Raw genomic sequence first — 13,443 nt, 5'->3', positions numbered from 1 at the left:
GCACGTCGCGACGCACCGCGGCATAGGGCCGGAAGGCTCTTCCTCTAGCGGGGAACTCCCGCCGATGCTCAGGTGAGCAACCGACAGTCAACGGCACAGTGATCGGCACCGGGCAGTCGACCACTCACCGAAGCGAGTCGAAACGGCAGCGCTGGCCACGGCCGGACGCCGGCGTCCGGCCAAGGAGCGACGATGACTGACAGACACACCCCATCGCCGGATGACATCCGGCCCCCGCCGTCCGAGCGGGAGGCGATAGAGAACTGCATCCGGTCGGCCACCACGGCACCGTCGCTGCACAACAGTCAGCCATGGCTGTTCCGAATCGGCGCGGGCGTGATAGACGTGTACGCCGACCGGCGCCGACGACTGGAAGTCCTCGACCCGACCGGCCGGGAACTGCTGATCAGCGTCGGCGCGGCCGTTTCCACCCTGGCCCTGGCACTGCGGGGAGCAGGTTACCGGGCGGACGTCGGCGCTTTTCCCGATGACGGACAGCCGGACCTGGTGGCGCGGGTGACCGTCGGGCATCGCGCACCGCCCAGCCCTGCAGAGGAGGCGCTCGTCGCGGCGATTCCGCACCGGCACACCAATCGATACCCGTTCACCTCCTGCGCCGTCCCTGCCGAAACGCTCGAGCAGCTGATCGACGCCGCCCGGCAGGAGGCCGCTGTGCTGACGGTTGCCAACCCGGTCAGCCGCAACTCGATCATCGGCCTGTCCCAGGCCGCCGACCGCAGGCAACGAGCTACCGGCGGATACCGCGCGGAACTGGCTCGCTGGACCACCCACCGCGTCCTGCACCACGACGGCATACCGCCATCGGCGATCGGCCCCTGGGATGCCATGGAGATCATGCCAATCCGCGACTTCGGGCTCCTGCAGCCGCACCTCACCAGAGCGCCCGAAACGTTCGAGATCCATCCGACGCTCATGGTGCTGGCCACGACCGGCGACGACCCCTTGGAGTGGGTCCGCGCCGGCCAGGCACTGCAACGCGTCCTGCTGACCGCGACCCACTTCAACCTCGCGACCACACCGATCAGCCAACCCGTCGAGGTCCCCGCCGTCCGTAGGCAGCTGAGCGACACGGCCAACGGCATCTGGGCACAGATGATCCTGCGCATCGGGTACGGCCGTCCCGCCGCCACCACACCTCGCCGCCCACTATCCGACGTCCTCCTGCCCTCGCACACATAACGTCCGCGATGGGCGGATGGCCTTCCGAAGCAGATGGTTGTCGAGGCGTCGCGCTATCGCCGGTCGCCGTTCGCCAACAGGGCAGAGGACTGCCCGATCTGGTGCAGACAGCGTCGACGCTGTCCCTGTCGGCGCTGTTGAAGGTGATCAGCGCTGCCGGAGACACACCGCCATGCTCCTTGCAGATGTGTTCCCGCAGTAGATCGAGAGTCTCTACATCCACCGGTCGCAGCAGCCGAGCGATGGCCATGCCGGCCCGCCTGGACGGCAAGGTGCCGCCCAGGCGCTATCGTCAAGGCGCGTTCAGGCTGGGACGGGCTGCCGGTGCCGGCGAATCTGCCAGACCTCGGGGCCGTCCTGCAGCCATTCGCCGGCGACCTGCCCCGTATAGCGGTGTTCGACCTCCGCCAGCAGCGGCAACGGGGCGTGCGGAGCGACCAGAACCATCGCAGCATCGGCAGACAGGGCCTCAAGGGCGGCCAGCACGCGAGCGTGTCGCTCGCCGTGCGGCAGGTCGCGCACGTCGAGCCGCGGATCGATGGCCAGCGTCGGCGCCTCGCCCCTGCCGCGCCGGGGGCGTCGCCGCCGCATCCGCAGCCTCCCCCGGACGGCAAGCCGGTTTCCACGCCGGTGAGGTCGTGCATGCCGTCGAGCAGTCCGGCCAGCGGAACCTCGTCGGCGGCGACCAGCGGCACGACCGGATCGTTCTCCTTGGCGAGGTGGCCGGTGAACACCGCCTGCAGGGCGCGGGCGGCAGCTGCCGCCACGACGGGAGACGCTGCGGCTTCCAGGTCGGTGACCAGTGCGGCGATGACGCGGTGTTCCCCCAAGCATGCCGTCGACGAGCAGCTTCCCTGCCGACAGGTCCGCGGCGGCGGGGTACAGCGCCGTCTCTTCGGCATAGGCGTGCGGCAGCAACTCGTCGTGTAGCCACGTCGTGAGCTCATCGCGGTGAGCCCACACGTGCCGCAGGATCCCGGCGTCGGCGGCGGTGATCAGCCGGGTGACATGGTCGGTCAGGGTGGCGGCGAGTTCGCTGTGGTGGCGTACGACGGCCTCCGCGGCTTGCTGAGCGGCGATCTGATCGGAGTGTGACATGGAACCTTCCAATGGTTTTGATGCCGTTCAGCGTTATAACGTTAACCATCATGGAAACACGGCGGCCAGGCCCCACCGGGGACACAATCGACACGCCGCTCTACCGGGCGTTGGGCTCGAACAGCCGGGTGACGATCCTGCGGCTGGTGCGGAAGGCCGAGAGCGGCGTCACGGCCGCCGAGGTAGCGGCTCGGACCGGGCAGCATCTGTCGACCACCCGTGCGCATCTGGACCGGCTTGCCGAAGCCGCGCTGCTGGTGAAGGCACGCGCGAGCGGCGGCCGGCCGGGCCGTCCCGCGTGGCGCTATCGGGCGACAGCAGCAGATCCAGCGCCGACGCCGTACCGGGCTTTGGCCGCCGCCTTGCTGGAGCAGATGTCCGGCGGTGGCAGTGATGTCCGCGAGGCCGCGGCGCAGGTGGGTCAGGGGTGGGGCCGCCATCTGGCCGCGGTGAGTCCCGTTCACGACGATCCGGTCGACTCGGTGATCACCGTGTTGGACGGGCTCGGTTTCCGTCCTCGCCGTCAGCCGCCCGACACCGCCGACGGCGCGCAGGTGAACCTGTACACCTGCCCGTTCCTGAAACTCGTGGGTCAGAACCCCGATGCCATGTGCGGGCTCCATCTCGGCGTCGTGCGTGGAATCCTGAAACGCGCCGGCACATCTCACGAGTCTGTGATGCTGGAGCCCTTCGGAGCTCCGGCCGCGTGTGTCGTACGGCTGCCGGCCGCGCTGCGCCCAGCGGCAGGAAAGCCGTCGTGAGCCGTTCGGCAGGGGTGCCGGTCCGGTGGCGGCTGCCCGCGCTGGCCGCCGGAGCCCTCGCTTTGCTGGCCGGTCTGTACACCGGCCTGCTGCTGCTCGGCGCCGCAGTGCCCGCCCCTGCGGCGGCGGTGGAGCAGGTGCACGGGCCGCTGATGGTCTTCGGCTTCGTCGGCACCCTGATCGCCCTGGAACGCACCACCGCGCTCGGCACCCGATGGGCGCTTCTGGCCCCCGCGTGTTCCGGCGCCGGCGCGCTGGTGCTGGTAACGACCGGACCCAACCTGGCCGGTAAGACGCTGCTCATGATGGCGTCGGTGGTGCTGCTCGGCATCTGCCGGGCGTTGTGGGGTCGCCAGCCCAGCACCGCGTTGCTCGCCCAGGCCAGCGGCGCGTTCGGCTGGTACGCGGCCACGTTGCTGTGGCTGGCCGGATACGCGATAGCGGAGCTCGTGCCGTGGATGGTGGTGTTCGTGGTGGCGACCATCGCCGGCGAGCGCCTCGAACTGGCCCACGTCGCGATACGTGACCGGCACGCCGAGCGCTGGTTCCTGGCCGTCTTGGCCGCCGTTCTGGCGGGCGCCACCGCGAGCACGCTGTGGCCGGCGAGCGGAGCGCACCTGTTCGGCGCCGGGCTGCTCGCGGTCACGACGTGGCTCGCTGTCTTCGACGTCGCCCGACACACAGTGCAAGCGAAAGCGCTGCCCCGATACATCGCTGCAGGTCTGCTGGCCGGCTACGGATGGCTGACGCTGGCCGGGCTGCTGTGGGCCGGCGCCGGCACCACCCTGCAAGGCCCCCGATACGACGCCACGCTGCACGCGGTCTTCCTCGGCTTCACCATGTCCATGATCTTCGTGCACGCTCCGGTGATCCTGCCCGCCGTGCTGCGCCGGCCGTTGCCCTACCACCGGGTGTTGTACGTCCCGCTGGTCCTGCTGCACGCCTCGCTGCTGGTGCGCGTCGGTCTCGGTGACGCGGCGGGCATGGATCGGGTGTGGCGCTGGGCCGGCGTCGTCAACGTGGTCGCGGTGCTTGCTTTCGCCGCCTGCGCTGTCACCGTGTCGTGGCTGCGCCGGGCACCGACGGAAGTCCCGCGGGCCGCTGCGACGAGTCGACCGACCGCTGTGGTGGCCGGGCCATGAAGCCCACCGCCGACAACGACGCGCAGCAGGCCGACACCGATGCCGGTTCCACCGGGCGGGCCCGCTGGCATCGCCGCGTCGGCATGCTGCCGCTGGCGTACCTGGCGGCGCTGGTCGCCGTCGCGCTGATCCACCCGTTTCTGCCGTCCTGGCGGTGGCTGGCCATCCATCTGTTGCTGCTCGGCGCGGTCACCAACGCCATCGTGGTTTGGAGCGCCCATTTCACCACCGCGGTATTGCGCGCAACGGCATCGGCCGGCCGACGCGGCGAGGCGCTGCGGCTCGTCCTGCTCAACGCGGGCGTGGTCGGTGTTCTGGCTGGCGGCGCGACCGACCTGCCGTGGCCGGGCGTCGTCGGCGCCGGGCTGGTGCTCGCCGCGGTCGTCGCGCACCTGCGGTGGCTCGGCGCGCAGCTGAGGGCTGCGCTGCCGGCCCGGTTCGCGGTCACCGTGCACTACTACGTCGCTGCGGCAGCGGCATTGTTGGTCGGTGTTCCGGTCGGCGCCTGGATGCTCGTCGACGACGACAGCCGGCCGCGGCTGCTGCTGTTCCACGCCCAGGTCAACCTGCTCGGCTGGGTGACGCTGACCGTGCTCGGCACGCTGCTCACGCTGTGGCCCACGATCCTGCGCACCCGGATGGCCGACGGCGCCACCATCGCCGCTCGCCGCGCGCTGCCGGTCGCCGTGGCCGGGCTCGCGGTACTCGGCATCGCCGTGCTCGCCTGGTGGCCGATGCTGGCCGCCGGCGGACTGGGAGTGATCGGCGTCGCCGTCGGGCTCATCGCCCGCCCCGCCGTGCAGACCGCCCGCCGCAAGACACCGGCCTCGTTCCCCGGCTGGTCCATCGCCGCGGCCGGCGGCTGGCTGCTCATCGCCCTCGGCGTCGACGCATGGACGCTGCTGTCCGCCCCCTACCCGGCAGCGGCGGCTGACCGCTTCAGTGCCGTGCTGGTCCCGCTGCTGGTCGGCTTCGTCGCACAGACCCTGCTCGGAGCGATGGCGTACCTGCTGCCCGTGGCACTTGGTGGCGGCCCGGCCGTCGTGCGGGAACGCACGAGCCGGCTGGACCGGCACTGGGCGCAGCGGGTGGCCATGACCAACGCCGCGTTAGTCGTCTTCGTCCTACCCGCACCGCCGTACGTGCGGATCACCACCTCCCTGCTCATCCTCGCCGCCCTGCTGCAGTTCCTCATTCCCGCCGTCCGCATCCTGCTCGCCCGGAGACGACCATGACACCATCCCACCCACCCCCACCGGCACCCGCCCAGACCCACCCGCTGGGCGGCGTCGCGGCCGGCCTCGCGCTCGTCCTGGTCGCCGTGCTGCTCGGCGCGGCGACCCAACGCATCACCAACCCTCAGGCCACACTCGCCTCCGCGACGCCCGACGTGAGCTGGAACGGGAACACCACCACCGTGACGGTCACCGCCGACAGAATGCGCTTCCACCCCGACACCATCACCGTCCCGGCCGGTAACCGGCTGATCATCGAACTCGCCAACACCGACCGGCGCCGCCACGACCTCGTCCTGGCCACCGGCCCGAAGTCCCCCAGTCTGGCGAGCGGCCACACCGCGCGCCTGGACGCCGGTGTCATCGGCGGCACCGTCGAGGGCTGGTGCTCCCTACCCGGCCACCGTCAGGCCGGTATGCGGCTGACCATCACCGCCACTGGCACCACCGCGCCAGCAGCAGCCGCCGGTCACGACCACACGACCGCCCCGGGCTCGACCAGGTCCGCCCTCGACGCGATGACCCAACCGGGGGACGGTTTCGTCGCCCGCGACGCGACCGCACCAACGCGGCCCGCCGGACGGCTGCACCGCCTCGGCCTGCGGGTGCACGAGGTGCAGCGCGAGGTCGCCCCGGGCGTACGACAGAAGTTGTGGACGTTCAACGGCACCACGCCCGGGCCGGTGCTTCGCGGGCGTGTCGGCGACACCTTCGAGATCACCCTGATCAACGACGGCACGGTGGACCACGGCGTCGACTTCCACGCCGGTGCTCTCGCCCCCGACGAACCGATGCGACCGATCGACCCCGGACAGCGCCTCACGTACCGATTCACCGCCACCAAGGCCGGGATCTGGATGTATCACTGCTCCACCATGCCGATGCTGCACCACATCGGCAACGGCATGTACGGCGCCGTCATCATCGACCCACCCGACTTGCCAGCCGTGGACCGCGAATACGTGCTCATACAGTCCGAGCTGTACCTCGGCGGCGACGGCGAACCCGGCGACCTAGCCAAGATGCAGGCCGAGCAGCCCGATGCCGTGGTGTTCAACGGCTACGTCGCCCAGTACGCCCACCGTCCGCTGACCGCCCACCCCGGCCAGCGTGTGCGCATCTGGGTGCTCAACGCCGGCCCCAACCGCACCAGCGCCTTCCACGTCGTCGGCGCTCACTTCGACACCGTGTACCGGGAAGGCCAATGGCAGCTACGCCGCAGCGACCCGGGGGCCGCGCAGGTACTCGACCTCACCCCGGCAGCCGGCGGGTTCGTCGAAACGGTCCTGACCGAACCCGGCCAGTACCCGTTCGTCAGTCACCTCATGGTCGACGCCGAACGGGGCGCGCGCGGCGCCATCCAGGTCAGGTGAACAGCCAGATGAGAACCGGCAACACCACCGGCACCCGCAGGCGGCCGGCCCGGCGCAGGTCGGTACGGCAGTTCATCCCCCCGCAGCACGGCGCCTGGGCCATGCTTCTCGTCCCGTGGCTCGCCGGGGTCCTGGTCGCGGGATTCCACTGGGCGCACGTGCCGCTGCTCGGCGCATGGCTCACCGGCTATCTGCTGTCCTACTACGCCTTGCAGGCCGTCAAGACGCGCCGGCTGTCCCGGTTCCGGCCGCAACTGTTGCTGTACGGACCGATCACCGCCGCGCTCTGCCTGCTCGTCGTCGCCGTCCGACCACAGCTGTTGGCCTACGCCCCCGCCTACGCGCTGCTGCTGGCCCTCAACGTTTTCTACGCTCGGCGCCGCCGGGAACGGGCGCTGCTCAACGACCTCATCTTCGTCGTGCAGAGCTGCCTCATGGTCTTCGTCGCAGCCAGCGTCGCCGGCGCCGGCCTCAGCCCGGTCACGCCGGCTTTCACCGTGGTCCTGCTGTACTTCACCGGAACGGTCCTCTACGTCAAGACCATGATCCGGGAGCGCGGCAGCGCGTCGTACTACTGGGCATCGGTGATCTACCACGTCTTCGCGCTGGGTGTGGCGGCCTGTCTCAGCGTCCCGATCGCCGCGGTTGTTGCTCTGCTGCTGGCCCGCTCGGCCGTCCTTCCCCGCTACCGGCTGACACCGAAACACGTCGGCATCATCGAAATCGTGACTTCTACGCTCGTGCTCATCACCACCGTGGCCACCCGATGAGTGCCCGCCGATCCAGCCGGTGACAAACCTTGGGGCGGCGGTTGCACGTTCGGATCGAGAAAAAGCCGTGCCTCCTGAAGGGTTTCGGAAGACATGCACAAACGCGTAGCAGTCATCGGCGGCGGGATCACCGGGCTTGCCGCGGCGGTGCGGGTCCGCGGCCAGGCGCCGCCGGAGACTGACATCATTGTGTACGAGCAGAGCGGCGTGCTCGGCGGCAAGCTCCGCACTGGTGAACTGACCGGCGCGAACGTGGAACGCGGCGCCGAAGCGTTCCTGACCGGCTCACCGGACGGAGCCGAGTCCGCAGCCGTACGCCTCGCCCGGCGGCTGGGCTTGGGCGACGCGCTCGTGCACCCATCGACAGGGCAGGCCGCTCTCGCCGTCGGCGGACGCCTCGAACCGATCCCGGCCGGCACGCTGATGGGCATCCCCCGCGAGTCGGACGGCGACGACCACGACACCGGCACACCGCTGCTAGGCCCGCACGACGACGTTACGGTGGGGGCACTGGTCCGCGCACGCTTCGGCGACGACGTAGTGGACCGGCTGGTCGACTCACTGCTGGGCGGCGTCTATGCAGGCCGCGCCGACCAGCTATCGCTCGCGGCGACCATGCCGGCGCTCGCCGCGGCAGCACGCACCCAGCACACTCTCGCCGCGGCCGTGCGGGCCGCACAGGCTGGCACCGTGCGAGTGCCCGGACGAGCGGTGTTGGCCACCATAGACGGAGGGCAGAGCCGGCTCGTCGGGGCAGCCGCCGCAGCGAGCGGCGCTCGCATCAACCTCGGCCGGCAGGTCCAAGGACTGGTTCGAACGGGGAACGGCTGGCGGCTGCTGCTCACGGCGGCGTTGACCGGGCACGTAGAGGACGTCGACGCGGTGGTGCTGGCCGTTCCCGCCGCGGCGGCCTCGCGACTGCTGCGCAGCGCCGGAGACACCTGCGGCTCGGCCGTGATCGGCGCGTTGGACTATGCGAGCGTTGCGCTGGTCGCGGTGGCGCTGCCCTTCGACACCCCGCTGCCGGAACTGTCCGGCTTTCTCGTGCCGCCTTCGGAGGGCACGCTGGTCAAGGCGGCAACATTCGTCACCCGCAAGTGGCCTGCGCCAGGTGCGTCCGACGCATCGGTGATCATCCGGGCCTCACTCGGCCATGCCGGCGATGAGCAGCAACTGCGACACGACGACGCCGCCCTCGCCGATCGGACTCACACCGAGTTGGGGAAGCTGCTCGGTGCCGAGCTCCCACCACCGATTGCGTTCTGGGTGCAGCGTTGGGAGAATGGGCTCCCCCAGTACCGCACCGGGCATCTCGAACGCATCGCGGCCGTCCGTGCCGGCCTGCCACCCGGCCTTGCCCTCGCCGGCGCGGCGTACGACGGGGTCGGCATCCCGGCCTGCATCAGCAGCGGCGAGGCAGCCGCCGATGAGGTATGCAAGTACCTCGAATGCCTGTAACGACTCAGCGCAACTACGCGACCCGGTGGCACGCCGTGCCTACCGGCGAACACTGCGGACTGGTCGTCGCCGTGACGGTTCGGCGCGTGCTCCGTGGCACCGCCGCCGAGACAAGTCCGGATCCGCTTCCCGGTCAGTCCCCGATGGTCTTCCGATTGCGGAGGACGCGGCGGACGCCGAGCAGCGCGATGCCGAGACCGACGCCGCCGACGAGGAATCCGAGGAAGAGGAACAGGAAGATCGGACTCATGCCGAGCATCTCTCCCTCGGTTCCGCGGATCGTGCCGATCAGGAAACCGAAGAGCGGACCCAGGACCGTCACCCCGGCGCCGATGATGACCAGCCAGACGCCCGCCGGTACCGGAGTCAGCCGGACCGGCCGGCCTTCCTCGGAACTCGGATGGAGATCAGTGGTCATCATGTGCCCTTTCCGCGGCGTTGCTTACGGCTGAAGACCCGTCGACGCCGGGCACGGCCCTGCCGCGCACGGCGTCCAGGAACGGACCGATGATGTCCATCGGCAGAGGAAAGACGACGGTGGAGTTGTGGTCGGCACCGAGCTCGAGCAGGGTCTGCAGATAGCGCAGCTGCAGGCTCGCAGGGCTCTCGCTCAGGGTCTTCGCCGCGTCGCGCAGTTCCGCCGACGCCTGGAGCTCGCCCCGGGCGTTGATCACCTTCGCGCGTCGCTCCCGTTCGGCTTCGGCCTCGCGTGCCATGGCCCGTTGCATGGCCTCGGGGATCTCGACGTCCTTGATCTCCACGACGTCGACCTTGACACCCCAGGGCTCGGTCATGGACGCGATCGATTTTGCGAGATCCTCGTTGAGGTCTGCCCGGTGAGCGAGCAGCGTGTCGAGATCGGCACGGCCGACGACCGACCGCAGGGTGGTCTGCGCGATCTGGGAGGTGGCGACCGCGTGGTTCTCCACCGACATCACGGATTTCACCGGGTCGACCACGCGGAACAGCGCGACGGCGTTGACTCGGGCCGGGACGTTGTCGCGAGTGATCACCTCCTGCGGCGGGATGGTGAGCGTGACCACTCGCAGGTCCACCCTGACCAGCTTGTCGAGACCGGGCAGCAGCAGCCGGACGCCCGGACCGAGAGGCTCACGCAGCCGCCCCAGCCGGAACGCCACACCGCGTTCGTACTCTTTCAGCACTCGCAGCGAAGACAGCAGAAGAACCAGCAACACGAGGACGACCATGCTCGCGATGATCATTGGGGGACCTCCGATCCGGGTTCGCGTCGGTCGGATGCGTAGCTGGAGCGCCGCCGGGTCAGGGCGTCCGCGGCGGCCTCCCGCTCGGCGACCGCATCGTCGAGCGATTGGTGGGCCATCCCCTCGGGGATGAACACCGGGTTGCGGCGCAGATGGGACCAGAGCGGCAGGCTGAGCAGCGATGCCATCGCCACGGCGATGATCAGGACGAACAGCGAGTCGGAGCCCGGTCCGGTCAGCGCGACACCGATCGGCCACACCAGCCCGAGCACGACCACCACACAGGCGATGCCACGGTGGAACCTCGCTGCTTCGGAGGCTGGCCACGAGTCGACCGCTCGCTGGACCTCGCGCCCGGAGGCGGAGGTCGTGCACGTGGCCTTGACCGGGCAGGCGTTGCAGACCGACGGGGTACCGCGGTAGCGCATGATGCGGTTCTGCGCGTCGAAGGACTGCGGCCACAGCCATTGGTCCTGCGGGCACTGCCACGCGTCGTGATCTTGGTGGTAAACGAAGCCGCCGGACAGGCCGCCTTCCGAGACCGACGCCGCGCGGCGCGCCAGCGCGTCGATGACGTACGCGAGCCCCACCAGAGCCAGGCAGTAGCCGGCCGCCAGCCACGTCTCCACAGCGACGGCGGAGGCCGAGAACCCGGTCACGGCTCGTCTGTCTCGTCGCGCCGGTCGGAGGCGTAGCGGCTACGCGACCGGGGCACCTGCGCGACCCTGCCCGCAGAGCCGGCCCGGACCGGAATGCCGGTGCGGTCGTGCGCCGCCTCGGCGGTCTCCTCAACGTAGAGCGTCTCCGGTGGCATCTGCGTCGCCGTCGCCTTGATGCCGTGACGGACGCCAAGGTAGGTGATCCACAGGAACGGCAGCACACCGCCGATGATCAGGATGAGGTCACCGGGCATCCGCATCCATTCCAACAGGGCGTTGCCGGGCTCGGTGAGGTAGTTCAACGCGCGCGCCTCGAAGTACCCGTCGTTGACCGAGTGCCACAGCTGCAGGATGCCCAGCGGCAGCAGCGTCACGAACACCATCCACGCCAGGCCGATGTTCAGCGACCAGAAGGAGATCTTCGCCAACCTGTCGGGCCATTTCGCCGCCGGGACGATGTAGCGCAGCGCGAACAACGCCAGGCCGACGGCGAGCATGCCGTAAACACCCATCATCGCGCCGTGCGCGTGGTTCGCGGTCAGGGCCGTGCCGATCTGATAGTAGGAGACGATCGGCAGGTTGATCAGGAAGCCGAAGACACCGGCACCGACGAAGTTCCAGAAACCCACAGCGACCAGGAACATCACCGCCCACCGGTGCGGGAACGGCGCACTGCTGCGGGTCTGCTGCCGGGCGCCCAGCTGCAGGAACGTCCACGCCTCGACGGTGAGGAAGGTCAGCGGGATCACCTCGAGCGCCGAGAAGAACGCCCCCAGCGCCATGTGCTCCACCGGCGTGCCGGAGAAGTACAGATGATGCATCGTTCCGATCACGCCACCAGCGGAGTACAGGATGACGTCGAGGAAGACGATGTGAATGGCGACCCGCCGGCGGACCACACCGAGCATCACGAAGATGTACGCGACCATCACCGTGGTGAACAACTCGAGGAAGTCCTCCACCCACAGGTGGACCACCCAGAAGCGCCAGAACTCCGCGACGGTCAGATGGCTTCCGGTCGATGCCAGCATGCCGACCGCGTAGAACGCCGGGATCGCCAGGCCCGCGTAGAGGAACAGCCACGGCATGTTGAGCTTGTGCTCAGTCTTCAGCCGTGACCGGATCCCGCGATACACGATCGCGATCCACAGGAACAAGCCCACGATCAACAGGGCCTGCCAGAACCTCGGCAGGTCCAGGTACTCCCACTGCTGGTCGAAGAAGACCGACCCCTTCGCCCAGTCCGCGCCGAAAATGCTGACCGCCTCGCCGGCCAGCGAGCCGACCACCACGATCACCAGCGCGCCGAGCAGCCCCCACGCCAGCCAGTGCTGCCGCCGCGGCTCCCGGCCCGAGATGATCGGCGTGAGGAAAATGCCGGCCGCGAGGAACGCCGCCGCCGTCCAGAACAGCGACAGCTGCACATGCCAGGTACGGGCCAAATTGAACGGCAGCACCTGCGCGAGGTCGATGCCGAAGAACGTGCTCAGGTCGGCCCGGTAGTGCTCAATCGCACCGCCCAGCATCGCCTGCACCAAGAAGAGCGCCGCGACGACGAAGAAGAACCACGCGGTCACCTTCTGCGCCTTGGTGATCTGCACCTCACCGGGCTGGCGGAACGCCAGGGACGGCTGCTCGGCGGCGTGCCAGCCGATGTTGCGGCTCCACCGCCCGTAGAGCGCGAACAACGCGCCTAGGCCGACCAGCAGGGCGGTCAGCGACAGGCCTGACCAGACCACGATGTCGGCGGTCGGGGTGTTGTCGACGCGCCGTTCCGGCGGCCAGTTATTGGTGTAGGAGTAGCTGTGGCCAGGCCGTTCCGCAGCGCTCGCCCAAGCCGTCCAGGAGAAGAATGCGGTCAGCTCGTGGATCTCGCGAGGATCGGTGATCACCTGAGGGATGAGGCCGTACTTCGTGCTGTCGGTGCCGAAGAAGTCGGCGTAGTGCCGAGTGGCCGCTTCGAACGCCGAGACCTGCTCCGCGGTGAACACCAGCTCGCCGCTCGCCTCGTCGTACCGGTTCTCGCGTAGCATCCGCTTGGCGGCCTCGACGGGCTCCTGCTGCCCCGCGACCGTCAGCTCGTCCTTGATGTGCTCCGCCGAAATACGCAGGTACTCAGCGGTGTAGTCAGGACCGAGGTACCCGCCATGACCCATCACCGAGCCATACTGCTGTAACCCACGACGCAGGAACGTCTGCTGCCCTGCCGTCACGTCCGCCCCGCTGTAGACCACCTGGCCGTCGGGACCGGTCACCCGCTGCGGCAACGGCATCGAGTCGGTATAGGTGCGCAACGCCAGCATGCCCATCACGAAGAACCCGAACACCATGACCAAGGCGACGCCCTGCACCCAGCCCCTGGAAAGGTTCAGCTCCGCCCGCCCGGAGCCCTTCACCCGCACCTGACCAGACAAGTTCTCGGCCTTCCGTCCCACCAGCGCTGCACCTCGACCCGTATCGGACCGTACCCTCATCGGGTGCGCGAGAAAGGCCTGACACAGGGGGCGTGGACGGAGGGTGACGG

At 69.4% G+C, this 13,443-nt stretch carries 13 protein-coding genes; 8 read left to right on the top strand and 5 right to left on the bottom strand.

From position 1 onward, the window contains the following. Positions 1-192: 192 nt before the first annotated feature. Positions 193-1,200 (top strand): Acg family FMN-binding oxidoreductase, encoded by a 1,008-nt coding sequence (locus ACN27D_RS18030; protein ID WP_421499571.1) that lies wholly within the window; start codon positions 193-195, stop codon positions 1,198-1,200. 303 nt (positions 1,201-1,503) lie between these two features. Here ACN27D_RS18030 and ACN27D_RS18025 read toward each other — a convergent pair whose 3' ends face one another. Next, on the bottom strand, positions 1,504-1,791 hold the full coding sequence (locus tag ACN27D_RS18025) for a DUF2249 domain-containing protein (RefSeq protein WP_421499570.1): 288 nt from the start codon (positions 1,789-1,791) through the stop codon (positions 1,504-1,506). A gap of 360 nt (positions 1,792-2,151) precedes the next feature. Here ACN27D_RS18025 and ACN27D_RS18020 point away from each other — a divergent pair, with 360 nt between their 5' ends. From ACN27D_RS18020 to hemG, 7 genes are all read left to right on the top strand, one after another. Then, positions 2,152-2,295, top strand: a complete 144-nt coding sequence (locus ACN27D_RS18020; protein WP_421499569.1) for a hypothetical protein — start codon at positions 2,152-2,154, stop codon at positions 2,293-2,295. Positions 2,296-2,348: 53 nt separating this feature from the next. Further along, positions 2,349-3,059, top strand: a complete 711-nt coding sequence (locus tag ACN27D_RS18015; RefSeq protein WP_421501166.1) for a helix-turn-helix transcriptional regulator — start codon at positions 2,349-2,351, stop codon at positions 3,057-3,059. Next, on the top strand, positions 3,056-4,201 hold the full coding sequence (locus tag ACN27D_RS18010) for a hypothetical protein (RefSeq protein WP_421499568.1): 1,146 nt from the start codon (positions 3,056-3,058) through the stop codon (positions 4,199-4,201). The genes ACN27D_RS18015 and ACN27D_RS18010 overlap by 4 nt, the downstream gene beginning before the upstream one ends. Next, positions 4,198-5,436 (top strand): hypothetical protein, encoded by a 1,239-nt coding sequence (locus ACN27D_RS18005; protein ID WP_421499567.1) that lies wholly within the window; start codon positions 4,198-4,200, stop codon positions 5,434-5,436. Before ACN27D_RS18010 ends, ACN27D_RS18005 begins: the two co-directional genes overlap by 4 nt. Continuing rightward, a complete protein-coding gene (locus ACN27D_RS18000; RefSeq protein WP_421499566.1) occupies positions 5,433-6,809 on the top strand; it encodes a multicopper oxidase domain-containing protein in 1,377 nt (458 codons plus the stop codon). The genes ACN27D_RS18005 and ACN27D_RS18000 overlap by 4 nt, the downstream gene beginning before the upstream one ends. Positions 6,810-6,883: 74 nt before the next feature. After that, positions 6,884-7,579, top strand: coding sequence for a YwiC-like family protein (locus tag ACN27D_RS17995; RefSeq protein ID WP_421501165.1), 696 nt, complete (start codon positions 6,884-6,886; stop codon positions 7,577-7,579). A 93-nt stretch (positions 7,580-7,672) separates the two neighbouring features. Beyond that, positions 7,673-9,037 carry a protoporphyrinogen oxidase gene (hemG, locus tag ACN27D_RS17990; protein WP_421499565.1) on the top strand — a complete coding sequence of 455 codons (1,365 nt, stop codon included), beginning with the start codon at positions 7,673-7,675 and terminating at the stop codon, positions 9,035-9,037. Positions 9,038-9,170: 133 nt separating this feature from the next. Here hemG and ACN27D_RS17985 read toward each other — a convergent pair whose 3' ends face one another. The 4 genes from ACN27D_RS17985 to ACN27D_RS17970 are packed head-to-tail and all read right to left on the bottom strand — an operon-like array spanning position 9,171 to position 13,393. Continuing rightward, positions 9,171-9,455, bottom strand: a complete 285-nt coding sequence (locus tag ACN27D_RS17985; RefSeq protein WP_421499564.1) for a hypothetical protein — start codon at positions 9,453-9,455, stop codon at positions 9,171-9,173. Continuing rightward, on the bottom strand, positions 9,445-10,260 hold the full coding sequence (locus tag ACN27D_RS17980; RefSeq protein ID WP_421499563.1) for a slipin family protein: 816 nt from the start codon (positions 10,258-10,260) through the stop codon (positions 9,445-9,447). Before ACN27D_RS17980 ends, ACN27D_RS17985 begins: the two co-directional genes overlap by 11 nt. Beyond that, positions 10,257-10,919 (bottom strand): hypothetical protein, encoded by a 663-nt coding sequence (locus tag ACN27D_RS17975; protein ID WP_421499562.1) that lies wholly within the window; start codon positions 10,917-10,919, stop codon positions 10,257-10,259. The genes ACN27D_RS17980 and ACN27D_RS17975 overlap by 4 nt, the downstream gene beginning before the upstream one ends. After that, on the bottom strand, positions 10,916-13,393 hold the full coding sequence (locus ACN27D_RS17970; RefSeq protein ID WP_421499561.1) for a nitric-oxide reductase large subunit: 2,478 nt from the start codon (positions 13,391-13,393) through the stop codon (positions 10,916-10,918). Before ACN27D_RS17970 ends, ACN27D_RS17975 begins: the two co-directional genes overlap by 4 nt. Positions 13,394-13,443 lie beyond the last annotated feature (50 nt).

It is taken from the genome of Micromonospora sp. WMMD1274 (assembly GCF_049179035.1).
GTDB lineage: Bacteria > Actinomycetota > Actinomycetes > Mycobacteriales > Micromonosporaceae > Micromonospora > Micromonospora tulbaghiae.
Note: the sequence above shows the minus strand (reverse complement) of the source record. Positions and strands in the feature narration are given on the sequence as shown.

Bases quoted from the DNA above. Each gene is read 5' to 3' on its own strand.
- ACN27D_RS18030 (WP_421499571.1), top strand. From the start codon at position 193: ATGACTGACAGACACACCCCATCGCCGGATGACATCCGGCCCCCGCCG.
- ACN27D_RS18025 (WP_421499570.1), bottom strand. From the start codon at position 1,791: ATGCGGCGGCGACGCCCCCGGCGCGGCAGGGGCGAGGCGCCGACGCTG.
- ACN27D_RS18015 (WP_421501166.1), top strand. From the start codon at position 2,349: ATGGAAACACGGCGGCCAGGCCCCACCGGGGACACAATCGACACGCCG.
- ACN27D_RS18005 (WP_421499567.1), top strand. From the start codon at position 4,198: ATGAAGCCCACCGCCGACAACGACGCGCAGCAGGCCGACACCGATGCC.
- ACN27D_RS18000 (WP_421499566.1), top strand. From the start codon at position 5,433: ATGACACCATCCCACCCACCCCCACCGGCACCCGCCCAGACCCACCCG.
- hemG (WP_421499565.1), top strand. From the start codon at position 7,673: ATGCACAAACGCGTAGCAGTCATCGGCGGCGGGATCACCGGGCTTGCC.
- ACN27D_RS17985 (WP_421499564.1), bottom strand. From the start codon at position 9,455: ATGACCACTGATCTCCATCCGAGTTCCGAGGAAGGCCGGCCGGTCCGG.
- ACN27D_RS17980 (WP_421499563.1), bottom strand. From the start codon at position 10,260: ATGATCATCGCGAGCATGGTCGTCCTCGTGTTGCTGGTTCTTCTGCTG.
- ACN27D_RS17970 (WP_421499561.1), bottom strand. From the start codon at position 13,393: ATGAGGGTACGGTCCGATACGGGTCGAGGTGCAGCGCTGGTGGGACGG.